Origin of the sequence: Dyadobacter psychrotolerans (assembly GCF_004349265.1) — a bacterium.
GTDB lineage: Bacteria > Bacteroidota > Bacteroidia > Cytophagales > Spirosomataceae > Dyadobacter > Dyadobacter psychrotolerans.
This window is the reverse complement of sequence record NZ_SMFL01000001.1, coordinates 604,002-628,508: the sequence shown is the minus strand read 5'-3', so window position 1 is coordinate 628,508 and position 24,507 is coordinate 604,002. Positions and strand designations below refer to the sequence as shown.

General features: G+C 41.4%; 19 protein-coding genes. 10 read left to right on the top strand and 9 right to left on the bottom strand.

The features are described 5' to 3' along the window. The first annotated feature begins 41 nt into the window (after positions 1–41). The 7 genes from bla to E0F88_RS02640 all read left to right on the top strand — a co-directional run bounded on the left by bla (position 42) and on the right by E0F88_RS02640 (position 8,195). Entirely contained in the window at positions 42–950 is a 909-nt protein-coding gene (bla, locus tag E0F88_RS02670; RefSeq protein ID WP_131956381.1) for a class A beta-lactamase, subclass A2, read from the top strand. Between the two features lie 24 nt (positions 951–974). Further along, positions 975–1,595: an ABC transporter ATP-binding protein gene (locus E0F88_RS02665; RefSeq protein ID WP_131956379.1), complete on the top strand. Its 621-nt coding sequence runs from the start codon at positions 975–977 to the stop codon at positions 1,593–1,595. Between the two features lie 23 nt (positions 1,596–1,618). Next, positions 1,619–5,065, top strand: a complete 3,447-nt coding sequence (locus tag E0F88_RS02660) for a DUF7948 domain-containing protein (protein WP_131956377.1) — start codon at positions 1,619–1,621, stop codon at positions 5,063–5,065. Between the two features lie 93 nt (positions 5,066–5,158). Next, positions 5,159–5,608, top strand: coding sequence for a DUF4920 domain-containing protein (locus E0F88_RS02655; protein WP_131956375.1), 450 nt, complete (start codon positions 5,159–5,161; stop codon positions 5,606–5,608). A 72-nt stretch (positions 5,609–5,680) separates the two neighbouring features. After that, positions 5,681–7,462: an SGNH/GDSL hydrolase family protein gene (locus tag E0F88_RS02650; protein WP_131956373.1), complete on the top strand. Its 1,782-nt coding sequence runs from the start codon at positions 5,681–5,683 to the stop codon at positions 7,460–7,462. Positions 7,463–7,539: 77 nt separating this feature from the next. Beyond that, positions 7,540–7,887, top strand: a complete 348-nt coding sequence (locus E0F88_RS02645; RefSeq protein WP_131956371.1) for a type II toxin-antitoxin system RelE/ParE family toxin — start codon at positions 7,540–7,542, stop codon at positions 7,885–7,887. Further along, the gene (locus E0F88_RS02640) at positions 7,887–8,195 is read left to right on the top strand and encodes a helix-turn-helix domain-containing protein (protein WP_131956369.1); all 309 of its coding nucleotides are present in this window, start codon (positions 7,887–7,889) and stop codon (positions 8,193–8,195) included. Before E0F88_RS02645 ends, E0F88_RS02640 begins: the two co-directional genes overlap by 1 nt. Positions 8,196–8,213: 18 nt before the next feature. Here the strand turns inward: E0F88_RS02640 and E0F88_RS02635 are convergent, their stop codons facing one another. The 3 genes from E0F88_RS02635 to argS all read right to left on the bottom strand — a co-directional run bounded on the left by E0F88_RS02635 (position 8,214) and on the right by argS (position 11,660). Next, on the bottom strand, positions 8,214–9,107 hold the full coding sequence (locus E0F88_RS02635) for a 1,4-dihydroxy-2-naphthoate polyprenyltransferase (RefSeq protein WP_131956367.1): 894 nt from the start codon (positions 9,105–9,107) through the stop codon (positions 8,214–8,216). A 111-nt stretch (positions 9,108–9,218) separates the two neighbouring features. Beyond that, complete coding sequence (locus tag E0F88_RS02630) at positions 9,219–9,776, bottom strand: glutathione peroxidase (protein ID WP_229213655.1); 558 nt, start codon at positions 9,774–9,776, stop codon at positions 9,219–9,221. 105 nt (positions 9,777–9,881) lie between these two features. After that, positions 9,882–11,660, bottom strand: a complete 1,779-nt coding sequence (argS, locus tag E0F88_RS02625) for an arginine--tRNA ligase (protein WP_131956363.1) — start codon at positions 11,658–11,660, stop codon at positions 9,882–9,884. 256 nt (positions 11,661–11,916) lie between these two features. On the opposite strand from argS, the gene E0F88_RS02620 reads away from it, so the two are divergent. Further along, complete coding sequence (locus E0F88_RS02620; protein WP_229213654.1) at positions 11,917–13,461, top strand: hypothetical protein; 1,545 nt, start codon at positions 11,917–11,919, stop codon at positions 13,459–13,461. 76 nt (positions 13,462–13,537) lie between these two features. Here the strand turns inward: E0F88_RS02620 and pyrR are convergent, their stop codons facing one another. After that, positions 13,538–14,077, bottom strand: a complete 540-nt coding sequence (pyrR, locus tag E0F88_RS02615) for a bifunctional pyr operon transcriptional regulator/uracil phosphoribosyltransferase PyrR (protein ID WP_131956808.1) — start codon at positions 14,075–14,077, stop codon at positions 13,538–13,540. A gap of 141 nt (positions 14,078–14,218) precedes the next feature. Between pyrR and pth the strand changes: the two genes are divergently transcribed. Next, positions 14,219–14,779 (top strand): aminoacyl-tRNA hydrolase, encoded by a 561-nt coding sequence (pth, locus tag E0F88_RS02610; protein ID WP_131956361.1) that lies wholly within the window; start codon positions 14,219–14,221, stop codon positions 14,777–14,779. Between the two features lie 775 nt (positions 14,780–15,554). On the opposite strand, the gene E0F88_RS02605 is transcribed toward pth, so the two are convergent. Next, on the bottom strand, positions 15,555–16,946 hold the full coding sequence (locus E0F88_RS02605; RefSeq protein WP_131956359.1) for an OmpA family protein: 1,392 nt from the start codon (positions 16,944–16,946) through the stop codon (positions 15,555–15,557). A 73-nt stretch (positions 16,947–17,019) separates the two neighbouring features. On the opposite strand from E0F88_RS02605, the gene E0F88_RS02600 reads away from it, so the two are divergent. Next, entirely contained in the window at positions 17,020–17,895 is an 876-nt protein-coding gene (locus E0F88_RS02600) for a DMT family transporter (protein ID WP_131956357.1), read from the top strand. 41 nt (positions 17,896–17,936) lie between these two features. On the opposite strand, the gene E0F88_RS02595 is transcribed toward E0F88_RS02600, so the two are convergent. The 4 genes from E0F88_RS02595 to E0F88_RS02580 all read right to left on the bottom strand — a co-directional run bounded on the left by E0F88_RS02595 (position 17,937) and on the right by E0F88_RS02580 (position 24,449). Then, positions 17,937–18,725 (bottom strand): PhzF family protein, encoded by a 789-nt coding sequence (locus tag E0F88_RS02595; protein WP_131956355.1) that lies wholly within the window; start codon positions 18,723–18,725, stop codon positions 17,937–17,939. Positions 18,726–18,856: 131 nt separating this feature from the next. Beyond that, entirely contained in the window at positions 18,857–20,407 is a 1,551-nt protein-coding gene (gene treF / locus E0F88_RS02590) for an alpha,alpha-trehalase TreF (protein ID WP_131956353.1), read from the bottom strand. Between the two features lie 81 nt (positions 20,408–20,488). After that, positions 20,489–21,427: a M20/M25/M40 family metallo-hydrolase gene (locus E0F88_RS02585; protein WP_131956351.1), complete on the bottom strand. Its 939-nt coding sequence runs from the start codon at positions 21,425–21,427 to the stop codon at positions 20,489–20,491. A gap of 61 nt (positions 21,428–21,488) precedes the next feature. Then, positions 21,489–24,449 (bottom strand): serine hydrolase domain-containing protein, encoded by a 2,961-nt coding sequence (locus E0F88_RS02580; protein ID WP_131956807.1) that lies wholly within the window; start codon positions 24,447–24,449, stop codon positions 21,489–21,491. Positions 24,450–24,507: the final 58 nt, after the last annotated feature.

Genomic DNA, 24,507 nt, shown 5'->3' with positions numbered 1-24,507 from the left:
TTATTAAGAATGAAGAGTTAAGAATTATGTATCGTTTGAAAATGTGTCGAATATTTGCAAAACAGTTTTTTAGAACTGTTGTAATTCTGATTGGTTTCTTTCCAACTGTCAGTATTGCTCAGAAAGCGGAGTTTGCAAAAAAAATTGAGACGATTTCGAAAGAGGCTCGTGGCGTAGTCGGTGTCGGGATCATGGATTTGAAAAGTCGTGAGACGATGGTCTTAAATCCAAGTCACAAGTTTCCGATGCAAAGTGTTTTTAAGTTTCCATTAGCCATGGCCGCTTTAGACCAGGTAGATAAAGGGAAATTTATTTTGTCTCAAAAAATACATGTCACCAGGCAGGATGTCAGTCCGAAAACATGGAGCCCATTATCTAAAAAATATCCGGAGGGCGAGGTGGATGTTACGCTTGCTGAATTGTTGAGTTACACTGTTTCCATGAGTGATAACAATGCCTGTGATATACTTTTCCGACTTTTGGGTGGGCCGAAAAACGTAGAAGATTATATCCGGACTTTGGGTGTGAAAGACATAGCGATTGCAGCTACGGAAGAGGAAATGTCGAAAGATTGGAATGTCCAGTTCACCAACTGGTCCCGTCCGGCCGCGATGCTTCAATTGCTGGACGTCTTTTTTAAAGGTAAAAAGCTGTCAAAAGAGAGTAACGATTTCCTTTGGAAAATAATGACAGAAACGACGACGGGGCCGAACCGGATGAGGGGATTACTTCCCAAAGAAGCCAGGGTCGCTCATAAAACCGGAACTTCGGGTACTAACGAAAAAGGAATAACTGCTGCGTCCAACGACGTAGGAATCATGACACTTCCAGACGGAAAACAGATAGCTGTGGTGGTGTATGTTTCCAATGCCGCTGCTGACGAGAAAACCAGAGATGCTGTAATCGCTCAAATCACAAAAGCAGCCTGGGATTACTATTCAGTTAAATAAATTCAGAAACCAACGCTTCTCAAATTGCATATCTCAGTTGAAAATATCGGCAAGAAGTTTGTTCGGGAGTGGATTTTTCGTCACGCGAGTTTTGAACTGAAAGCCGGGGAGAAATATACTTTTGTCGGTCCAAATGGCAGTGGCAAATCTACACTTTTACAGCTACTTACAGGTATTTTTCCGGTTTCAGAAGGTACAATTCGCTATACCTGTAAAAATGGAAAGGAACTTGAAGTGGATGAATGGTATAAACATCTGGTCATTGCGGCGCCTTATATGGAACTTGTGGAAGAATTTACTTTAAAGGAAATGGTTGAGTTTCATGCCAAATTCAAACCTTTAAAAAATAAGATGACTGTTACGGAATTTGAAGATTTCATAAAACTTTCTCACGCAAGTCATAAACTGATCCGTCATTTTTCTTCCGGTATGAAACAACGCCTGAAACTTGGCCTGGCTTTTATGTCGGATGTACCCGTAATTTTCCTGGATGAACCAACAACCAACCTGGATGCGCAGGGGTTTCAGTGGTACATTGATAATGTTACGCTTCATACTGGAAACCAGATGCTTCTATTAGGTTCTAATGTTAAACAGGAATACGAGTTTTGTGAAAATATCATTTCGGTTTCTGCGTTCAAATAAAGACACAAAAGAATGCAACGGGTATGATAAAAACTGTACTGTTTTTCCTGATTTCTATTCTCACCTTATCCTTTTCTGCCAATGCGGCAGGAATGTTTTTTATTCAAAACCGGGGGCAGTGGGAAGATGATATCCTGTTTCGTACCGAAGTTCCGGGAGGTTTTCTGTTTTTGAAAGATCATTCCCTGGTTTACGTTTTTTATGACGCCTCTAAAATTTCTGCACAGCACGGAAAGGGCGCTTCTGAATCTGCTCTGGCTAAGTTGCCTGACCTGAATACCATTGCTGCACATGGTGTTGAAGTACAGTTTCAGGGAGCGGCCGCTGGTATTAAACACACTGCAAAAAATCCAGTAAGCACACGCTTTAATTATTTTTTGGGGAATGATAAAAACACCTGGGCGGGCGACGTTCAGGGTTTTGAAGAGGTGGTTTATGGAAATATTTACCCCGGAATCGACATGCGTATTTACATGCATCAGTTTACCCTGAAATATGAGTTTATTGTTCATCCTCAGGCTGATGCTTCGAAAATTAGTCTGAAGTATGAAGGTGCATCTGATGTAGTTTTGAGTGAAAAAGGGCAGATTCAGATCAATACACCACTGGGAAATTTTAAGGAAGCAGAACCTTATTCTTTCCAGGAAATCAATAAAACGGCAGTTGAAGTTCAATCGAAATTTACTTTATCGGATGCCAATACGGTCAAATTTTTATTGCCAAAAGGTTATAACAAATCGCGGAAGCTGGTAATTGATCCTGAACTGATTTTTTCAACCTATTCAGGATCGGTTCCCGACAACTGGGGGCATACGGCAACGTATGATGATGAAGGTAACCTTTATTCAGGAGGCACGGTATTCGGAACAAATTTTCCCGCAACGGTAGGTGCTTTTCAGGTTCGCTTTCAGGGTGGGGTAGATGTGGCCATCATGAAGTTTAATCCGGATGGAAGTGATCTTATTTATGCAACATATCTTGGTGGTGCAAGTACGGATATTCCAAACAGCCTAATTGTAAACAGCAAAAAGGAACTGGTTATTTTAGGGACGACTTCTTCCAGGAATTTTCCGACAACAACCGGTGCATTTCAAACGGCTTTTGGAGGAGGAACCGGCATCGTGCCTATTTCAGGGCTGGATCTACCGAATGGCAGCGATATTTTTATTTCAAAACTTTCCCTTAACGGGAGGCAATTAGCAGGCTCAACGTATCTGGGCGGAAGTGGAAATGATGGTCTGAGTACAGAGGACCGGGTCGTGGTAAGAAATTACGGAGATAGTTTTCGGGGAGAAATTATTACTGATAAAGACGACAATATTATTGGTGTAGCGTCAACAAACTCGACAAATTTCCCGTTAAAAAATCCAGTAAAGGGCAGTTTGGGAGGTAGGCAGGATGGTGTTCTTTTTAAATTTTCTGCGGATGTAACCAGCTTGCTTTGGAGTACTTATGTGGGTGGAAATCAGTATGATGCTGCGTTTTCTGTCAAACTTGCAGCGGCAGGAGATATCTACATAACCGGAATTACGCAGAGTACGGACTTGCCAGTTCATTCAGCAGCTTATCAAGCCAAATTAGGAGGCAGTGAAGATGCTTTTATCTCACGTTATAACAACGACAAACAAGCCGGAACAACGTATCTGGGCACCGAACAGGCAGACGGAGCTTATCTTCTGGATCTTGATGCCGGTGGAAATGTATATGTTTACGGGCTTTCGTTCGGCGCTTATCCGGTAACTTCTGGGGTTTATAACAATGCCAAAAGCGGTCAGTTTATCCATTCGCTGGATGCCGGGTTGTCCAAAACTAACTTCTCTACCGTTATTGGATCCGGGCGCGGAACACCGGATATATCGCCGACAGCATTTCTTGTAAATTCATGTGGTAATATTTACATCGCAGGATGGGGAGGAAACGTCAATATTTCTACCAATAATAATCTTGCAAGTAATACCAATGGTCTTGTTGTTACACCGGACGCGATACAAAGTGTTACAAATGGAAATAATTTTTACATTGCCATTCTTGAAACAGGGGCTAAGTCGCTGCTTTATGCCACCTACTTCGGCAGTACAGATCGTTCCGGAAATGCTCAGGGCGATCATGTGGACGGAGGGACCAGTCGCTTTGATAAAAATGGAGTGATCTATCATGCAACCTGTGCCTGTGGCGGAAGTCACTTTCCTGTGACACCGCAGGCCTGGTCCAAAACAAACAAAAGTTCGAATTGTAACAACGCTGCTTTTAAAATTGATATAGACCGGTTGAAAGCAGATTTTGACGTTTATGAAGGGAGTAAAAAAGATGTTGTAACAGGATGCGCCCCGCTATCGCTGTCGTTTGTAAATACCAGTGAAGGCGGTGTGGATTATATCTGGGAGGTAGACGGAAGTACTATTTCAAGAGAAAAGGATGAGGCCGAATATGTTTTCAGAACGCCCGGCACATACACAGTAACTTTGCAGGCCTACAACCGGCTAACCTGCAAGCGGGTTGATATCGCGGAAAAAAAGATCGTGGTTGAAACGATTAATGCGGCAATTAAAAGTGATACAACAGTTTGCGAAAACAGTAAAATACAGCTCTGGGCATCCGGAGGAACAACATATAAATGGACTCCTGCAACCGGTATGGATAATGCTCAGATCGCCACACCCACGGTTACGGTAAATGAAAATGCAACTTATTCAGTAGAAATTGGTAGCGCCGGCGGCTGTAAGGTTGTGCGGGAGGTAAAAATCAATGTTGATAAAAAAACGGATTTTATTGATATGCCTGATACCGAAATTTGTGTGGGCGCCTCGGTCGTCCTGTCTGTAACCGGCGGAGCGGAACAGTTTCACTGGCTGGTAGCAAACGGACTTCCTGAGACTACTGGCAGCTCTGTAACGGTGAAACCAACTGTCACGACAACTTATAAAGTTGAAGGTTTATACAAAGATGGTTGCAGGCCCATCAGGGAAGTTACAGTACGGGTCGATCGTTCGTATGAACCGGATTTTGAAATTGCCAGATCCGGGGAGGCCTGTAACGAGCCGGTCAGATATGGGATGACCAACCTTACCAAAAATGCATCACGGTATGAGTGGAATTTTGGTACAGGAAATACGGTAAACGATCCAAATGTTGAAAACTACGTTTATGAAACTCCGGGAGAATACTCGGTAACACTCACAGCTTACAATGCAGCGGGCTGTTCATTGACAGTCTCGAAAAAACTGGTTGCCGAGCCAGCCTTTATTTTAGCCAATGTAATTACACCCAACGGAGATGGCAAAAATGATTTTTTCATAGTTCCCGTAGCTCAGTCAGCAGTGGAGATATATAATCGCTGGGGTAAAAGAATTTATAAATCAATGGATTATAAAAATGACTGGGGAAAAGGAATTGCCAATGGTACCTATTACTACGTCGTCGATACACCAAACGGGAATCACTGCAAGGGCTGGCTGGAAGTTTTGGAATGAAATCCTGCCGGGCAGTAAGTTTTAATCCGGGAAAACGTTTTGTTTAGCTTATTTATATTAATTTTACATAAGCGACTAAATCAATCAAAGAACATGAAAAAAATATTCACATTTATATTCTCCGTTTTATCAGTTTATGCTGTTCAGGCACAGACTGCTGCTCATTTTGGTAAAGATATCAATGATAAAAAAGCAATAGAGGCCAGCGCACTTCCAAAAAAGATGGGAACCGCCGAAGCAATGCCCGCAAAAGTTACCGGAACTGTGGAATCGGTTTGCCAGGTAAAAGGCTGCTGGATGAAAGTAAAAATGGACAATGGCGAAACAATGCGGGTAATGTTTAAAGATTATGCATTTTTTGTTCCAAAAGATATAGCAGGAAAAACAGTTGTGTTTGAAGGTGAAGCACAAAAGAAAACGGTTCCGGTAGAGCACTTACAGCATTATGCATTGGACGCCGGTAAAAGTAAGGAGGAAGTTGCAAAAATCACCGAACCAAAAGAGGAACTGACATTTATTGCAGACGGTGTAATTGTGAAATAATTACTTCCGGAGTAGTAAATAATACCAGAAAGGGCACTTTTGTAGCGATACATCAGTGTCCTTTTTGTTTTTATGAAAATTAAAATTTTTGCATTCTTTCTTCTTTTTCTTTCTCAGGGTTCTTTCTCTTTCGCACAAAACATTACCTGGTGGAATCCGGCGACTTCCGCAACTCAGGTGATCGAAGGGCAGGCGTGGCCAAAAGAAATTAAAAATCCATATGACAGACTACCGGCTCGCGCTGAAAAAGATGTGAGAAAGCAGGTATGGGATTTATCACGGCAATCGGCCGGACTGATGATCAGGTTCCGGTCAAACTCAGCCAATATTAAGATCAGATATACAGTCGGAGGTAACCTTGCTTTGCCGCACATGCCGTCCACAGGTGTTAGCGGGATGGATTTGTATGCCGTTTCCAGCGATGGCGACTGGCTGTGGTGTGCTGCCAAGTATGCGTTCAAAGACACCATAACTTATGACTTTCAAAATTTGGAGCCGAATGACCGTTATCACAAACAGGGAAGGGAATACCGGCTTTTTCTTCCTTTATACAACAGTGTGAAATGGATGGAAATAGGCGTTCAGGAAGGTTCAAAGTTTACGCCGCTGGCAGTGCGCCCGGAAAAGCCAATTGTTGCTTACGGGACGTCTATCATGCAGGGCGCATGTGCTTCCCGTCCGGGTATGGCGTGGACTTCCATTCTGAGCCGCAAAATGGACCGGCCGTTTATCAATCTGGGCTTTTCAGGAAATGGTAAAATGGAAAAGGAAGTGCTCGATCTCGTGGGCGAGGTGGAGGCGAAAGTTTATATTTTTGACTGTCTGCCGAATCTTACGATCAGAACCGACGCAACTTACAGCATGACGGCTGAGGAAGTGAGAAAACGAATTCTGGAAGGAGTTCGGACATTGCGAAAGAAAAGACCGGAAACGCCTATCGTTTTGGCGGAACATCCCGGCTGTACGGATGGCGAGATCAATCCACAGCGAAGAGGTTATTATCAGGAGATCAATCAGGTGGTAGAGGAGGTCTTTGCACAGCTTAAATCGGAAGGAGTTGAAGATTTGTACATCATTCCCAAAGATGCATTTAACCAGGATATTGAAACGATGGTGGACGGAACACATCCGACGGATCTGGGGATGATGCGTTATGCAGAAGGTTATGAAAAACATTTAAGAAAAATACTCCATGAAGAAGCAGGTGAAGGGGTCACAACAATTCCAAGAACTCAGCTGCGCGAACTCAATAACTATGATTGGGAGGTTAGGCATCGTGAAATTCTTGAACTAAATAAAAAAACAGCGCCGAAAACAATTTTGATAGGCAATTCAATTACGCACTTTTGGGGTGGTTTGCCAAAAGGCCCAAAGGGAGTTGGACAGGAATCGTGGGAAGACACTTATGGAAAAATAAAGGTTTCGAATCTTGCCTATGGCTGGGATAGAATAGAGAATGTTTTGTGGAGAGTTTATCACGGTGAGCTGGACGGATTTCATGCGAACCAGATTTTTATTAACATCGGCACAAATAATCTGCAATACAATACAGATGAAGAAATTGTTGCCGGCTGGAAACTACTGATCGAAGCTATGAAATTTCGCCAGCCTCAGGCTTCTATCGTAATGACCGGAATATACCCGCGGCGAAACCAGGAAGAACGTATTGTACAATTGAACGCGAAACTGGCTCAGCTGACAGGAGAACAGAACGTTGGATACTTAAATCCCGGAACCGTATTTTTGAAGACCGATGGTAAAATTGACGAATCGCTTTTTTCTGATGGCCTGCATCCTAACGCGAAAGGGTATGCGCTGCTGGGAGCTGCGATTAAGGCTTATGTGAAACCTTAATAAGAAAAAGACGTCTAACAAATACACTAAAAACATTAGTTTCCTGATAAGGAAACTTTTAGATTTGTTAGAATCTTATGAAGCAAAAATTTCTAGTGGAATTTTTACCGGATGCGGTTGAGTTTATTGACAGTCTGGATGAAAAAGCGAGAGATAAAATAATCTATAATATTAGAAAATCTCAAATTATAGACGATGCTGAACTTTTAAAAAAGCTTAATAACAATATATGGGAATTCAGGACGCTTTATGGAGGAATTGCTTATAGGTTGTTTGCTTTTTGGGATAAGCATAATGAATCGGGCACAATAATTCTTGCTACTCATGGAATAATTAAAAAATCAAATCAAACACCTGTGAAGGAAATTGAGAGAGCGGAAGAGTTAAGAACAAAATATTTTCAACAAAAAACATATAATAAATAATGGAAAATCAACTTCAAACAGTTTCTCTCGACACACTTGTAGATAAGCATATCGGTAAAAGAGGAACAAAAAAAAGAGAGGATTTTGAAAGTGAACTGAAAATAGAATTTTTAGGCCAGGCTATTAAAGAAGCAAGGCAACAACGAAACTTAACACAAGAAGAACTTGGAGCGTTGGTCGGGGTTCAGAAAGCTCAGATATCTAAATTGGAGAACAGTGTTACAAATGCTCGTTTTGATACAATATTGAAAGTTTTTAGCGCATTGGGTGCGAGGGTGAATTTTAACGTTCAACTTTCAAATGAATAATTTTACCACAATCCTTAATTACAAAACAACGCCTAAGCCAAACAAAAGGACAAACAGCAACGTGGATAGCGCCATTTGTTTTAAATAGGGATCGAGTTCGGAGGCTTTTGTTAATCTTGAAATCGCAAGACCATTTTTGATGAAAAAGGGAAAGCTCAAAAGAAACAGCAAACTGGTATATCCTGAAAAATTCTGAATGGTATAAAAGGTAACGCAAAGCATGCCTAGCGACAGTATCATCCAGTGATAGGCAACTGCTTTACTTCTCCCCAGTCTTACAGGGATTGAATTTTTGCCCGTGGCCTTGTCCGACTCAATGTCACGGATATTGTTGATATTTAAAACACCCACAGCGAACAGACCGCAGCTGCTGGCAGGCAATAATAGGTTCCAGTCCCAAATCAAGGTGTGCAGATAACTGCTGCCGATTACACCAACCCATCCAAAAAAAATTAATACCGAAAGGTCGCCTAAACCCACATATCCGTATGGTCTTTTCCCGGCAGTATACGTTATCGCAGCAATAATACAGGCTATTCCTATTCCAAGAAATACCCAAAATGTGTTAGCAGGAGCATTTTTTAAAGCAATGGTTAGCAATGAAATCCCTGAAATGAGAGCCAGAACCGAAAAAATAATTATTGCCCTCAGCATTGTTGAAGCTGGAATTGCCCCTGAGTGAACTGCTCTTATGGGGCCCTCTCGAAGTTCGGTATCTTTCCCGTTTACAGCATCTCCGTAGTCATTGGCAAAATTAGAAAGTACCTGCAGCAAGATGGTCGTTAATACGCTCAATGCCGCAACAGCCCAGCTAAACTTACCCGTTGATGCTGCCAGAAAGCTTCCCATTAATATGCAGGAAAGTGCTAAGGGTAAAGTTCGGGGACGGGCTGCTTCAATCCAGGATTTCATTCTTTTTGATTAAAAATAATTGGTACTGTAAATACAAAAACCCACAACACGGCATCTCTGCTTAGTTATGGGTTTTTGTTCAATGTTTAAGCATCTTCATTTTTTTACTGATTACATTCCAACTGCTTTCAGGAATTCAGGATCAGTTGGTAATATTTTTGAAGCGAAAAACTCGGTAAGTTCACCTTTTTCATTAATCACATATTTGCAAAAATTCCATGATGGCTCTTTGTCGTTCCATCCGTTCAAGTCTTTGCTTGTTAGCCATTTGTAAATTGGCGCTTTGTTTTCACCTTTCACTTCAACCTTTTCAAACATCGGGAAAGTAACACCATAGGTTGCCGAGCAGAAAGTTGCAATTTCTTCGCTGGTACCTGGTTCCTGTCCGCCAAAATTGTTGGAGGGAAAACCTAATACAACAACCTTATCACCATGTTCTTTGTTGAATTTCTCCCAGTCAGCATACTGCTTTGTGTAACCGCATTTTGAAGCAACGTTCAGGATCACAACTTTTTTTCCTTTGTATTTGCTCAAATCAACCGTTTGGTTACCTACCAAAGATTTAACTTTAAAATCGTACAGAGATTGTTTTGCAACGGCAGCTTCCGCAGGCTTCTTGGCAATCTCACTTTTGTCGGCAAAAATCCCCGTTATCAGAGAAGTGATCATAATGAATACTGTCTTTAAAAGGTCCATAATAAGTAACAGGTTATTGGTTAAAAGATGATAATTTCAATATACGTAAAAACTGAACACAATCGACTGAACTCAATTTTACATTCTTTCGGGAACATCTATTCCCAATAACTCCAAAGCTTTGTGAATCGTTTCAGAAACAATTTTTGATAACGCAATCCTGAATTTTACTGCTTCCGGATTTGGATCTGCAAAGATCGAAACTTCGGCGTAAAACTGGTTATAAACCTTCGCAAGCTCAAAAACATAAAGTGAAATAAGCGACGGAGCAAACTCGTTGGCGGCGGATAAAACCTTTGACGGGTAAAGCGATAATGAGAATATCAATTCCCGTTCTGCCTGATGCAGCTTATATGCAGGGGAGGGCAGCTCTGCCGATAAACCAGCCTGTTCCGCTTTACGGATGATTGAACGGATACGGGCATAGGTGTATTGTACGAAAGGGCCTGTATGTCCCTGAAAATCAATAGATTCTTCGGGGTTGAAAAGCATCCTTTTCTTCGGATCCACTTTTAAAAGAAAATATTTTAAAGCACCCAATGCCAGCTGATCGTACAGTTTGATGGCTTCTGTACTTTCAAAATCATCGATTTTACCAAGTTCCTGTGTGCGGTCTGCGGCGGTTTGAACCATTTGATCAACCAGTTCATCTGCATCCACAACAGTCCCTTCACGTGATTTCATTTTTCCGGAAGGTAAATCTACCATACCGTAGCTGATGTGATAACATTCTTCCGCATAAGGACGGCCAAGCCTTTTCAGGATTGCAAACAAAACCTTGAAATGATAATCCTGCTCATTGCCAACAACCCATAAATAACGGTTGCTGTGGTAATCACTGAATTTTAATTCTGTAGTTCCAAGATCCTGGGTAATATAAACCGAAGTTCCATCGCCACGAAGTACAAGTTTTTCATCCAGTCCTTCTGCTGTGAGATCAATCCAAACCGAATTATCCTTTTTACGGAAGAAAACGCCTCTTTGCAGGCCTTCTTCAATTATATTTTTACCTAAAAGATAGGTTTCAGATTCATAATACGTTTTATCAAAAGAAACGCCGATTTTATTATAAGTCTGGCTAAAACCTTCGTACACCCAGCCATTCATTTTTTTCCATAATGCTACGGTATCGGCGTCGTTATTTTCCCAAAGAAGAAGAAGTTTCTGTGCTGCAAGCATCCATGGGGCGTTTTTCTTGGCAAGATCTTCTGTCATTCCGTCCGAAATCAACTGCGCGATCTGTTGTTTATATTCTTTATCAAAAAGCACATAGTATTTCCCGGCGAGATGATCACCTTTCAGTCCCGATGAAGCTGGCGTTTCGCTGTTTCCAAGTTCCTTATAAGCCAGCATGGATTTACAGATGTGAATTCCCCGGTCGTTGACAAGACAGGTTTTTACAACGTCAAATCCACTTGCTTTAAGGATTTTTGCCAACGATTCACCCAAAAAATCATTTCTAAGGTGGCCAAGATGTAAAGGTTTATTGGTGTTCGGCGATGAAAATTCGATCATTACCGACTGTCCGTTTTCAGGAAATGTTCCAAAAGCAGGATTGGTTTGAATATCGTCAAATAATTCAAGCCACGTGGTATCCTTTAGACTAAGGTTTAAAAATCCCTGTACAACATTAAAATGCGATACTACCGACGAATTTGCTTCAAGGTCTGCACCGATCATCTGACCGATTTCCGCCGGAGCGCGCCTGGCAGCTTTGCTTAGAGAAAAGGTAACGAAAGTATAAAATCCTTCAAATTCCTTTTTGGTAGGCTGCAAAATGATATCATCTGCAGCTACATCGAAATTTTTTTGGATTGCTTTTTTTATGTCCTCTTTTAGAATTGCTTCAATCGTCATGAAAATTATTTTAAATTAACAGCAAGTGCTTATTTTTGAAAATGAAGGATAGATTTCTCTAATTTTTTATTCGAATAAAAATATTCTTCACATTAATATGAATCTTATCCTTTTTGATGCAAAATTAGAGTAAATATTGAACTGACTTACACCCCGACAAAAGAAGTTATAGAATCTGACAGATTATGTGATGTGAATAGAAGAAGATCGGACTTTTCTGCCAGCTTTCCATAGCTTCCAATAAAAATTAATACTAATGAACAAATATTTATCTTTTCATATTTACGCCATTCTGCTGTTGCTGATTTTGCCAGGCAGCGTGTTTGCCCAGCTGGAGCAATCTGACAGGCTCGAAATACCCGCAAGTGCTTTTTCTACCGAGCAGTTTGAAGTCTTTAGTTTGGGAGAAAGCGGTGTGCTGACGGTGATCCGCGGAGACCAGTTTTCCAACAGAAATGAACAATGGCAGTTCGCCAAGTATGATTCAACTTTGAAAGCAGTCTGGAGAAATGCCTATAAACTTGATTTCAGATACATTCCTGTGATGGCTTATCAGGCAGAACATTTTGGATACTGGCTTTTTGCTGAGCCTGATACAGATCATTTTCTGTTCTTGCAGTTAAATTATAGTGATGGAACCATCGATATTCACAAAGGTAATTTGCTGGCGGGCGTTGACGTTCAGCAGTTTAAAGTGATCGGAAGTAAAGCTCTGATATCCGGTTACTATCATTCAAGACCTGTTGTGCTGGTTCATTCTTTTTTTGATCAAACAACAAGAGTTCTTCCCGGGCTCTATGAAAAAAATACAGAGCTGAATAATGTTGATATCAATGAACAGGATGGCTACATCAACGTCATTACTTACGCCTTTCGTAAAAAAAACTGCATTTTTGAAATTAAAACTTACAATTACGAAGGTAAATTGCTCAAAAAGACTTCGTTGAGTGATCCCAGGAATAGTATCATTTCAGGGCAAATTGTTCCGCTGAATCCGGACGATTCCTATCTGATCGGGAATTATTCGGTTGGCTGTACGCAATATTCGCAGGGACTGTATGTGACACACATTACAGACAATGAACCGGATAAACCGGAGTTTATAGAATTTTCCGAACTACAGAACTTCTTCAATTTTATGAAGCCAAAGCGCCGTCAGCGTATGATGGAGCGAATTGGTAAGCGAAAAAGCATGGGTAAGGAAAACCGGTTCCGGTATCGTCTACTGATTCATGAGCTTATCCAGACGGAAAATGAAATTGTTTTGGTAGCGGAGGTTTACTATCCCAACCAGAAAACTTCTACGCCTGTAATCTCGGGAGTTGGTTCGCGGCCGTATATCTCCCGCGCGTTGGAAGGTTACAAGTACACGCATGCAATCGTATGTGGGTTCGACCGCAACGGAAAGTTTAAATGGGACAACTGCATTCCGATCAAAGACCTGACCAGCTTTGATCTTCAGGAAATGGTCCAGGTTACGCGTGTGGATGATTATTTTGTTCTTGCTTATCCACAGGAGGGAGAAATTCACACGGAGGTAATCAGCCGGGATAAGGTTGTCGTCGAAGGTGAAAAATTCAAAATCGCTCCAAAAACAGAGGGCGAGAAAGTGCTGAACAATGAAGACGGCTATTTGTCTCCATGGTATGGACAGTATTTTCTGGCTTACGGGATGCAAAGGATAGGTAGCTCGTCCGTCGGTCAGGGAAGAGAAGTATTTTATATCAACAAACTGAACTACAAAACCACCGACATAGGAAAAGCAAATGACACTGAAGAGGCTGCCAGGCCGAGGGAGTAGTTGAGAGTTGAGAATGAAGAATGAAGAATGAAAAGTTAAGCTAATTCTTAATTCTAACTCTTCATTTATAATTCCTCTAATCCACCATCCAGATGTGATCGGCTTCAAAGCCTTGTTCTTTCCACTCTACCTGTACGCGCTGGCTTTCCAGTGTACTTACCTTCATCCCTACATAATCAGGTTCAATGGGTAATTCCCGGTTGTAGCGACGGTCAATCAGGACCATTAATTCTACCATCTTGGGACGGCCGAAGGCGGTCATAGCATCGAGTGCAGCGCGTACCATACGTCCACTGGCCAGCACATCGTCGATTAAAATAACCCGTTTACCCTCAATGAGAAAAGGAACATTGGTTTTATTTGGCAATAAGGGAGAATCACGTCTCCGAAAATCGTCACGATAAAAAGTAGCGTCGAGATGACCAATAGGAATATCTTTTCCAGTGATTTGGCGAAGTTCGGAAATAACCCGTTCCGCAAAATGAATTCCTCTGGGCTGCAGACCCATTACAACAGAATTGGAGAAATCCTGTTGATTTTCAATGAGTTGCTGGCACAACCGGCTGGTCATGATCTCTAATAATGGGCTGCTTAATATTAATCGTTTTTGGGGCATCATGTGATTTGCCTGAATTTTAGCCTAAATTAACCTCTCAAATATGAAATCTAAAACTTTTTGAGGTAATAGATTTGTTAAACTGTTTCTGAATACGTTACAACATGCGTATTCTATCATACCATTATTTAAAATTGTTCAATGAAATACCTCATTGCGGGCCTTGGAAATATTGGTCCTGAATATGCTTTTACGAGACATAATGCCGGATTTATGGTCCTGGACAGGCTTGCGGCAGAGCATGGCTTTTCCTTTTCTTTTGAAAAACTTGCCTTTGTTGCTGAATGGAAATATAAAGGGCGCCAATTTTATTTTATCAAACCCACTACGTTTATGAACCTGAGCGGAAAAGCCATCCGCTATTACATGGATCAATACAAGATCAGTCCTGAAAACCTGTTAGTTGTTGTGGATGAACTTCAACTGGAGTTTGGAACCCTCCGCTTGAAACCAAAAGGGAGCCACGGAGGACATAACGGACTTAAACATATTGAGGAAATTTTGGGGAATTCTGATTATGCCAGACTCAGGTTTGGGATCGGAAATAATTTCCCGAGAGGCAGGCAGATTGATTATGTTTTGAAACCCTTTTCAAAGGAAGAAATGATTGAGTTGCCAATATTTCTGGACAGGGCAGGGGAGATGGTTGTTTCCTTTTGCACTTTGGGAGTACAATCTACAATGAATAATTATAATCAATGATTGTATTTTTTAAAGAATTTATAAATATTTCAAGATTCTATAACATTTCGTTTTTTGATCTATATCCGATATAAAATGCCGTTAAAGCGGTAATTAATTCGATTTAATTATAATCAATGCCGAAAAATAGTGCTTTTATCCGAAATATTATTCTGTTTGTTGTTTTAAGGTCAATTTGTAATTATAATATTTATTCGGATATTTGTATCATAGATTCTGGAATGGAGAATTGAATAAATCCATGAAAAATTGTTGGAAGTAGATTTATATATTTGTTTGTTTAGATATTAGATTTATAAGTTTGACTTTCAGATAGGTAGATAAATATTTACCCGGAAACAAAACAGTCCTGAATAAAGGATTTTGTATTCAATCTGAAGCTATATTGAACACGTATATTGATGAAAAATTCAGTTCTAAATGTTCAGAAAGAATTGCAGTATTATTGACAAGCCGGTGACTTTATAAATCATTACCACGTCTGAGATTATCGAAAGAATAAATTTGACCGCCGGGATTTTAGAGTTGATTTGGCATAATATCAAAAGTATTCAGTAGGAAATAACCGTAAAGCGCTTATCGAGGGAAATGATTTCCTCCAAAGTGAAGTTGCTGACAGGTTTAAAATTTAAAATAGAAATAATTTCAATAGAGAAGTTGGAACTTACGCTTGTAAAAGAGCCTTATTGTCTCAACTGCTTATCAAGATATTCAAGATAAGAAAAGGTTAAGGGTTTAGGAATAGTCAGTATAAAGCCGTCTCAATGAGATGGCTTTATCTTTTTATTGGCTCTGCCCAGACTTCTACTCTTCTGTTAAGCCGTTTTTGCTCCTCACTCTGGTTTTTGTAACTTGGACGCGTAGGTCCATATCCTACACCTTCGATACGATCATTTGGAATTCCTTTGCTGTTCAGGTAGTTGCGTACCGTTTCAACACGCTGACGGGAAAGCTCAATATTTTTATCAAAATCTCCAATGTTGTCAGTATGTCCTTTTAGCATCAGTTTGAGATCGGTTCTTCTTTGAAAAAAGGAAGCCATCGAATCAAGACTCGTTTTCGCTTCGCTTTCCAAAACTTCCAGACTTTGCGTAAACAGGATCGTGGCAAATGGCCGGTCGTAACGTTCCGCAGCAAGGCTGATAAGGGATTTGACTTCCTCTGATTTATTGTTGGTTTTTACGGAAACACTTTTGGTTTGAAATCCGGGAGCATCAACAGAAATCTTGTAAGACTCATAGGGGCGAAGTTGTACCTGGTAAGTTCCGTTTACTGTTTTTGTCTGCGCCACCAAAGCATCGTCTTTGCTGTCTCGTACCGAAACATCCACATTTTCAACGGCTTGCAAATTTCTTCCGTCAAAAACTTTACCGCTTACGGTTACAAGGTTTGCATCTTTAACAGGTTCGGCAGTTACAGCGGGTTTTACTTCTACCTCTACCTTTTTCTCTGCTACAATTTCCGGCTGTTTTACTTTACTGATTGTCTGATAACTCCTGCGAACGAAAACAGGCGTCATCACACGGTCATAAACACGGATCAGTGCCACAGAACCGGAGCTTGACTCATGGTTAGCAATCAGGTCGTCCTGGAAAAAATTGAGGACCTGGTCCTGATCCAGAACGCCTTCTGTACCCGGATCTTTAAATTCTAATTTTGCCAGTCCATTGATGTACATTTTAATGGTTTTCGTTTCAAAATCTCTCGAATACACATAGTGGATATATTGTTTTGCCCTTACCGGTGCTTTCTCACTGATTGCAAAGTCATAAAAATTGAGTTTCCCGTCGTAGATATAACTTCCATAGTCACTTTTTCGGTTCTTAAAGTCCAGAACCCTTTTCCAGCTTCCGAGTGTATCCAGTTTGAAATAAACTTCGACGGTGAAAGATTTATTCAGAAAACCTTCTGTTTCGGCATTGTTAAACTGAAGTCCGCTGTTTTTTTCGAATCGATATGTTGTCCGGAAAAGATCTTTTACATCGGGAATCGGTTCTTTTACATACTTACCGGGAACTCCAAGTACTTTTAAAGCAGGGCCTCCGCTTTCGATAGCATTAAGACCGTTGTTAAAGTCATAGGTCCACTGGTTTTGTGAGTAGGAAGGAAAACAAATGCAGATTAGAACAAATGCAGAAACCCACTTCAAACTTTTTTTACAAATCATCTTCAAAAATATAAAAACTGCGGGCTGAAGCCGAAATGCTTCCCGTATTTTTGCGGAATAATTACTTTTACGCGTGAAAAATATTGGTATCGGTCTTCTTTTTTCCATTCTGTGGGCTTCGGCTTCCGTGGCAACCAAGTTTGGTGTACAATCGGCAGCGCCTTTAGTTTTGGCCAATGTTCGTTTTTTTATAGCGGGAATCCTGTTATTGGGCTTTTCGTATGGTTTTGTCAAAGATGCATCCTTCCGATTACCCGACAAAAAAGAATTACTCCAGCTTAGCTTGTTCGGTCTGCTCAATACAACGCTTTACCTGGGGCTCTACGTGTATGCGATTAAATTTACTACAGCCGGTATAGGCAGTCTTGCAGTTTCGACCAACCCGCTGATCATCGTTTTGCTTTCGTCCTGGTGGCTTAAACGTAAACCGGGCATCGAAGAATGGCTTGGAATATTTTTAGGAATGGCAGGCATCGGTGTTGCTACCTTTCCTCTTCTGGAGAACAGCGCAACGACAACAGGAGGAATTATTCTGTTATTAATAAGTATGCTGGCTGTTTCGGCAGCAAGTGTCTATTACGCAACAGTTCAATGGAAATTGCCGAATCTTTTGATAAACGGCTGGCAGGTTTTACTTGGAGGAATATTTTTGTTGCCGGTTACTTTGCTTTTTGGAGACACGGCAACCATGCATTGGAACGCACAATTTTGGGCTTCGGTACTTTGGCTCAGTTTAGCAGTTTCGATAATCGGTTTGATCTGCTGGTTTTATCTTTTAAGGATTGACACCGTGAAAGCTTCACTCTGGTTATTTCTATGTCCGCTTTTTGGTTTCTTTTTCGCCTGGTGGCTGATGGACGAACCGATAACAACTTATACCATCACAGGGACAATCCTTGTCATTGCCGGCCTGTATGCCGGACAAAGAAAGAAGCTTTCAAAAAATTAGGTCGTCCCGTTTTAGTACTAAACAGAACGACCTGTTACTTATTATTCTGTTTCTATTTCTCCTCTCAGGTACAGCTTAGCCTGTCCGCCTATCTTTACACGGTCACCATCTAGTTCACATCGTAAGTATCCGCCACGTTTGGAAAGTTGTTTAGCTGTCATTGTTTTTTTAGATAGCTTTTCTGCCCAATACGGTATGAGCGTGGTATGCGCGGATCCTGTTACCGGATCTTCGTCTATACCCGATTGCGGTGCAAAAAAGCGGGATACAAAGTCGACATCATTTCCGGAAGCTGTAACGATGATTCCACGGGCAGGAATTGTAGAAAGCACGATGATATCAAATTCAAGATTTTTAACCTCCTCCTCAGAATCAAGAACAACCAAATAATCCGTTTTGCCCTTGTAAACCTCTGCCATTGTGATAGAACTCAGGCTTTCTACCAAAGCAGGAGGCGGGACGGCAACCTGATAATGATCTGCCGGGAAGTCCATTGTCAGCCAGTCTTCGCTCAAAGTAACTGCCAGTTCGCCGCTTTTTGAATCAAAACGCACCGTTTCTCCTTCGAAATTTTGCAGATTGAATATCACATAAGCAGCAGCCAAAGTAGCATGTCCGCAAAGATCTACCTCCGTTGTGGGTGTAAACCAGCGAATATGAAAACCATTCTCTGTGTGAATATAAAATGCGGTTTCAGCAAGGTTATTTTCCGCTGCGATTTTAAGCATTGTATCATCCGCAAGCCATTCATTCAGTGGAATTACAGCGGCAGGATTTCCGCAAAACAGACGATCAGTGAAAGCGTCAACTTGATATATAGGAAGTTTCATGTGGCGTCGCAAATGGTGGTTATGGTTTACCAAGGTATTAAAAAAATCTTCTATTCAACGAAGATTTGCATCGGAAATTTCAAGATAATTATTAGAATGAGATAAAAATCACATTAGAGTGAAGCCCGTAATTATCTTTTTTTATTTTTCATTCGAAGATACACTCCGTTGGTCCATCCAAATCCTTCCTGAATTTCGTATTCACCTCCGCCGGCAATCAGATTGGTGTCCGAGACGTTGTATTTTTCAAGCATCTTTCCAGAATGTTTAAATTCTTTTTCGATCAAAGAAAGCCATTCTACGCTCAATTCATTTGCGGTACGATGGAAATTATAGTTACGTAATCCTTTGTAAGTAATCCACTGCAATGGTGCCCAGCCATTTGGTGCGTCCCATTGCTGACCAGACTTTACCAAGGTTGTCAGTAGGCCTCCGGAACGCATAAAATTTAGCCTGATGTATGATCTGATGTAATGGGACTGCTGCTTTGTTGCAAGTTTAAAATATAAAGGAAATGTTCCTGCAAGCGTTATGGCATTGGTATTTCGCTTCTTTTTAAAATCAAAGTCCATGTAATAATTCCGAAGATCATCCCAAAAATAATCCTGAATCGCCTTTGCACGTAATTGTGACTTGTGGACGAACTCGTGATGTAAATCGTACTGGTCGTTTAGAAGATAAGCTTCTCCCAGCGTTTTTTCCAGATTGTACATCAGGCAGTTTAAATCTATCGGAAGGATGTCGGTAGTATGAATCGATGCAAAATCGTTTTCATCTCTAAACCACCTGCTGCTGAAATCCCAGCCGGACTCCGCAGCAGCCCGCAAATGGCGATAAACTTCATCTTTATTGGACCGGTATTTTTCCTCTGCCTCATCACCGATTTCTATATCTTCTCCGTAAGATTCGGGCCTTGGCGTTGATTTGTCGTCCCAGTAACGATTCAGTAAAGCTCCGTCGGGCAAGTGAACGACCCGGCGGTGTGCGGTAAACGGTTCAACTTCTAAATCTGATCCGTCCATCCAGTAATCATACTCTTTCCGAAGACGCTGCAGATATTTTTTCAAAACCTTTTTGCCTTCCATTTCGCTGTAAAGATTGACCATAAGCGAGAAAAAAGGAGGCTGTGAACGACTGAGGTAATAAGTCCGGTTGGCCGTTGGGATATAGCCGAATTTATCGATCAGGTAAGCAAAATTATTGATCATGCTTTCGATCAGATCCGTCCTTCCCGATTCTTTCAGACCGAGCATTGTAAAATAACTGTCCCAGTAATATATTTCCCGAAAGCGCCCACCAGGCACAACATACGCATGTGGTAAAGGTATAAGCGATCCTCCCCGTTCCTGATTTTCCGGATGGCGCGTCAATACCTTCCATAAACTTTGGATGTATTGTTCGGTGGAGGAATCAGGATCCGCAACGAAATCTGATTTGATCTCAGAAGCTGGCCTGAAATGAGCTAAAACGAATTCGGCAATGTCAAAATCAGGGTTGCTTTTTTGCTGATAATACTTTTCTATAATTAAAACCGGGTCTTCAAGAGGTATACAGTCGGCAAAGGTTTTAGAATCTTTAAAAACATGTGCATTCTGAACATCCTGAAACAGAGTTCCGTAAAGATCTTCCGGTGATGTATATGATTGACCGTAGATAGTGGCCGGGGCAATGAATCCGTACAAACGACTGAAATTTTAAGGTTCTGATCAACTAGTCGACGCTATTTACATCATTTCCGGTAGAGATGAAATTTTGCCGCGTGTTTATTTCACTTCGGTAAACTTTAACTTTTCAAGTTTTAACGCATTTTCTATCAGCTGTATTTCAATTCCCAGGATACCTGCTTCACCATTTAGGTTTATTTTTTCAAAATCGTCGGTTGGTTTATGGTAATCGTCATGCCCGCCGGTATGGAAAAAAAGTACAGGAATCTGTTTTGCATAAAACGATCCGTGGTCCGAACCACCGCTTCCTGCATTGTCGGTAAAAAACTTGGTGTCCGTTTTAATATTCTTAAAAATTGCCGGCCATTCAGCACTGGTTCCATAACCGCCAATTCCCACACCCCGATTTGGATCCAGACGCCCGATCATATCCATATTGGCCATGAAGTTAATTTTACTGAGCGGCAGGGTGGGGTTATTTACAAAATGGCGTGAACCAAGAAGCCCCAATTCTTCTGCCCCAAAAGCTATGAACAGAAAATTATAAGATTCCCTGATGCTGTTCCCTGAGAAATATCTTGCCAGTTCCAGCAATCCGGCAACACCCGATGCATTGTCGTCGGCTCCGTTATGAATCTGACCTTCCGGTTTCTCTGCTTTTGAACTTCCCTGACGACCTGTTCCCAAATGGTCAAAATGTGCCCCGATTACGATTGTGTATTCCACTCCGTTATCAAGAAACCCGATTACATTATTGGTTTGTCTTAAACTATCCGGTACAACAACCCTGCGAATTTTGGCTGTAAAGGGCTGATAGAATCCATCCGTACCTTTTGGAGCAAGTTTATATTTTTTAAACTGCTTTACAACATATTTTGCAGTCTTGTCATTTTCCTTAGTTCCGGTACCCCGCCCTTTCATTTTATCTGAGGCCAGGGATTTAATATGTCTGGCAATATTTTCCGTGGAAGGATTAATGTTCTGAGAAAACGAATTCAGTGAAAAAACGGCAACGAATACAAAAATCAGAAACTTCATAAAATTGGATAAACGGAATCAAACGTATTTTTGGCAAAAAAGTAAACGGATCAGCGGCGTGCTATTTTAGCAAGGCTTCATAAACCACATCCATAATTGCAGTCCGGATATTAAGCTGTGAAATCTTATTATTTTCCCTTGTCGGATAAACCCGGTTGGATAAAAACACGTAATTCAGTTTCCAGGCAGGATCTGCCCAGGTCATAATTCCGGTATAACCTGTATGTCCAAAACTCGACGGGCTTGCGTAGCGAGGGGCATTTCCTGTGTATTTGAACGAGGGTTTGTCAAAGCCAATTCCGCGCCGACTTCCCATTTCAGGATATTGATACCGGGTGAATTCAAAAAGAGCATCTTTGCTTAGCAACTGCTGCCCGCCGTAATAACCTTGCTGTAAATACATTTGCCAGACTTTCATTACGTCATTGGCATCACCAAACAATCCCGCATGTCCGCTCAGCCCGCCAAGCATCGCAGCTGCCTCGTCGTGAACCTGTCCGTGCAGCTGCGTCATCCGGAAAAATGTATCCCGCTCTGTTGGTACAATTTCGTCAAGGCCATAAAATCTTTTCGGATTAAAAGTTAGGGTATTGGCTCCCAGTTTATGGTAGTAATGATTTTTGAGGTAATCTTCAAAGTTTTCACCGGAAAGGCGCTGAACAATTTGCGGATACAAAATGAAGGAAAGGTCGCTGTAAACATAACCTTCTTTTTCATTCAGAGGAGAGTCGCGTATCGATTTGAAAATTGTTTTATCATAATTTTTATAAATGAATAAACTGTCGCCTACCACGGAAGTTGGGTATTTTTTCGATTTGGTTGTACTGAAAGTCTTTTTCTTAAATGTACCGTCGGCATTCTGCGCTTCTTTCCATAAAACAATAAAGGATTTTAATCTGGCGCTGTGAGTAAGAACCCGTCGCCATGGCAGATCAGCTTTATTTGATTTTTCAAAATCAGGCAGGTAATCCTTCATTGTTGCATCCAGATCAAATTTCTTTGCATCCCACAGACTCATCAGGGCTAGTGTTGAAGCAGTGATTTTGGTTACCGATGCAAGATCATAAAGATCCGTTAGTTTAACCGGTTTCGATCCTTCGTAAGTATGTTTGCCATAAGCTTTTCTGAAAAACACTTTACCATCTTTTGCCAGTTGTACCACACAGCCCGGCGTCGCCTTTTGGTTAACCGCCATGTTGGCAATTGAGTCAATTTTGAATGTGATCAGCCTTGAGTCCAGACCAATTTCTTCCGGAATGGTATATTTTAATCTGCCTAATGCCGGCGTCTCGATACCCGAATTGTACGGAAAGTTACTATTCACCGTCACCGGTAGTTTTCCAACTGCCGGAATTGCCCCAAATATTAGCTGAGCTGAAAGATCCTGCGTGTAAGGTGTCAATTGGTAAGCCATTAACAAAGCCTTCGCTGCCTCTGGTTTTAGTATTTTATTCAAAGCATAAGGGTTGCCAAAAACGGATACAACTGCTTTTTTCGTAGCAATTAGCTCCTGCAGTGTGCTGTTCATGGCATCTGTTAATCCATAATTGCCACGGGGCGAAATGCTGCTTAAATGAACACCTACCAGCAGAAGATTGTAAGAACTCAGTTTGGCGCGAAGTTCGGTCAGCTGTGCTTCAGATGGTTTTGCCGGTATTACAAAATGATCAACGGTGGTGTAAAGCGACAGCGTTTTCTGAAAAGTAGTGATGCTGTCTGCTCCGAGGGAGATGGAGGCGATTTTTAATGTATCCAATTCCCGCAGAGGCAAAATGTTATTTTCGTTTTTTAAAATAGTCAGTGCTTTTTCAGTGAGCAAACGGTTTACCAATTCAGCAGATTTAGGATTCAGATCTTCATATAGATTCGCTGCTTCAACCGGTTTGTAATGATTGAGACCTACCCATGCTTTTGCTTCGAGAACTTTATGACAGCGGAAGTCAATTTCAGCCTGGGATATTCTACCTTCTGCAATGCTTTTTTTAATTTCTGCAATCGTTTTTGAAACATCTTCGGTGAATTCAAGTACATCCATTCCTGCCTCCAGTCCCATGGCATCTGCTTTTCCATTTGGGAAATATTTGGTAACACCCTTCATATTCATGGCATCCGAATAGATCAAACCTTCAAATCCCAGTTTGTGTCGTAAAAGATCCGTAACAATTGGTTTAGACAGGGTAGACGGCAGATTCGGTGTTTTGTCCAGAGCCGGAATACTCAAATGAGCGATCATAACGCCACTTAATCCGTTGTTGATCAGGGCTCTGAAAGGGTACAATTCAAGAGAATCAATGCGCTCCGTGTTGTGTGCAATCAGCGGCAGGTCGTAGTGTGAATCGGTGCCGGTATCCCCATGGCCGGGAAAATGTTTGGCACTTGTAAGCAATCCGTTTTCCTGCATACCTCTCATATAAGCAACCGCCTTTTCAGCAACCTTGTATTTATTCTCACCAAAAGACCGGAAGCTGATAACCGGATTATTTGGATTATTGTTGATATCAGCAACAGGAGCGAAATTAATATGTACACCAAGACGGCGGGCCTGTTTTGCCAGCTGCGCACCCATTTCATAAATCAGGTCGTTGCTTCCCTGTATGGCACCAAGAGTCATTTGGTAAGGGTATCGGACAGTGCTGTCAATGCGCATAGCAAGACCGAATTCAGCATCCATGGCAATCAGAAGCGGTACTTTGGAGGCGGCCTGGAAGCGGTTTGTTATCCGCGCCTGCGGAACCGGACCTCCCTGAAAAAAAACAACTCCACCTACCTTATTTTCCCGTATGAGTTTTTCAACAAAATCAGGATTACTTGTTTTGGGGTCTATAACCGCTCTTTTTACATCTGAAACCGCTGCAACCATGATGAGTTGAGCAATACGTTCGTCTGGTGTCAGACTTTTAAAAACGGAGTCAACCCATTGACGGTTTTTGTTCAGGAAACCCGGCGGTGTACTGATTTGTGCCAAAACATTTTGGAAACACAGGGAAAGGAACAGGTAAAACAGGATACCGGATTTTTTCATGAGATATGGAAAAGCAAAACGATTTTTCAAAGTTTGGAAAACCTGAGCACTTAAACAA

Bases quoted from the DNA above. Each gene is read 5' to 3' on its own strand.
- E0F88_RS02640 (WP_131956369.1), top strand. From the start codon at position 7,887: ATGGAAAATCAACTTCAAACAGTTTCTCTCGACACACTTGTAGATAAG.
- E0F88_RS02595 (WP_131956355.1), bottom strand. From the start codon at position 18,725: ATGAAACTTCCTATATATCAAGTTGACGCTTTCACTGATCGTCTGTTT.
- E0F88_RS02620 (WP_229213654.1), top strand. From the start codon at position 11,917: ATGAACAAATATTTATCTTTTCATATTTACGCCATTCTGCTGTTGCTG.
- E0F88_RS02580 (WP_131956807.1), bottom strand. From the start codon at position 24,449: ATGAAAAAATCCGGTATCCTGTTTTACCTGTTCCTTTCCCTGTGTTTC.
- E0F88_RS02630 (WP_229213655.1), bottom strand. From the start codon at position 9,776: ATGATCACTTCTCTGATAACGGGGATTTTTGCCGACAAAAGTGAGATT.
- pth (WP_131956361.1), top strand. From the start codon at position 14,219: ATGAAATACCTCATTGCGGGCCTTGGAAATATTGGTCCTGAATATGCT.
- argS (WP_131956363.1), bottom strand. From the start codon at position 11,660: ATGACGATTGAAGCAATTCTAAAAGAGGACATAAAAAAAGCAATCCAA.
- E0F88_RS02660 (WP_131956377.1), top strand. From the start codon at position 1,619: ATGATAAAAACTGTACTGTTTTTCCTGATTTCTATTCTCACCTTATCC.
- E0F88_RS02605 (WP_131956359.1), bottom strand. From the start codon at position 16,946: ATGATTTGTAAAAAAAGTTTGAAGTGGGTTTCTGCATTTGTTCTAATC.
- E0F88_RS02645 (WP_131956371.1), top strand. From the start codon at position 7,540: ATGAAGCAAAAATTTCTAGTGGAATTTTTACCGGATGCGGTTGAGTTT.
- E0F88_RS02650 (WP_131956373.1), top strand. From the start codon at position 5,681: ATGAAAATTAAAATTTTTGCATTCTTTCTTCTTTTTCTTTCTCAGGGT.
- pyrR (WP_131956808.1), bottom strand. From the start codon at position 14,077: ATGCCCCAAAAACGATTAATATTAAGCAGCCCATTATTAGAGATCATG.
- E0F88_RS02655 (WP_131956375.1), top strand. From the start codon at position 5,159: ATGAAAAAAATATTCACATTTATATTCTCCGTTTTATCAGTTTATGCT.
- E0F88_RS02635 (WP_131956367.1), bottom strand. From the start codon at position 9,107: ATGAAATCCTGGATTGAAGCAGCCCGTCCCCGAACTTTACCCTTAGCA.
- bla (WP_131956381.1), top strand. From the start codon at position 42: ATGTGTCGAATATTTGCAAAACAGTTTTTTAGAACTGTTGTAATTCTG.
- E0F88_RS02585 (WP_131956351.1), bottom strand. From the start codon at position 21,427: ATGAAGTTTCTGATTTTTGTATTCGTTGCCGTTTTTTCACTGAATTCG.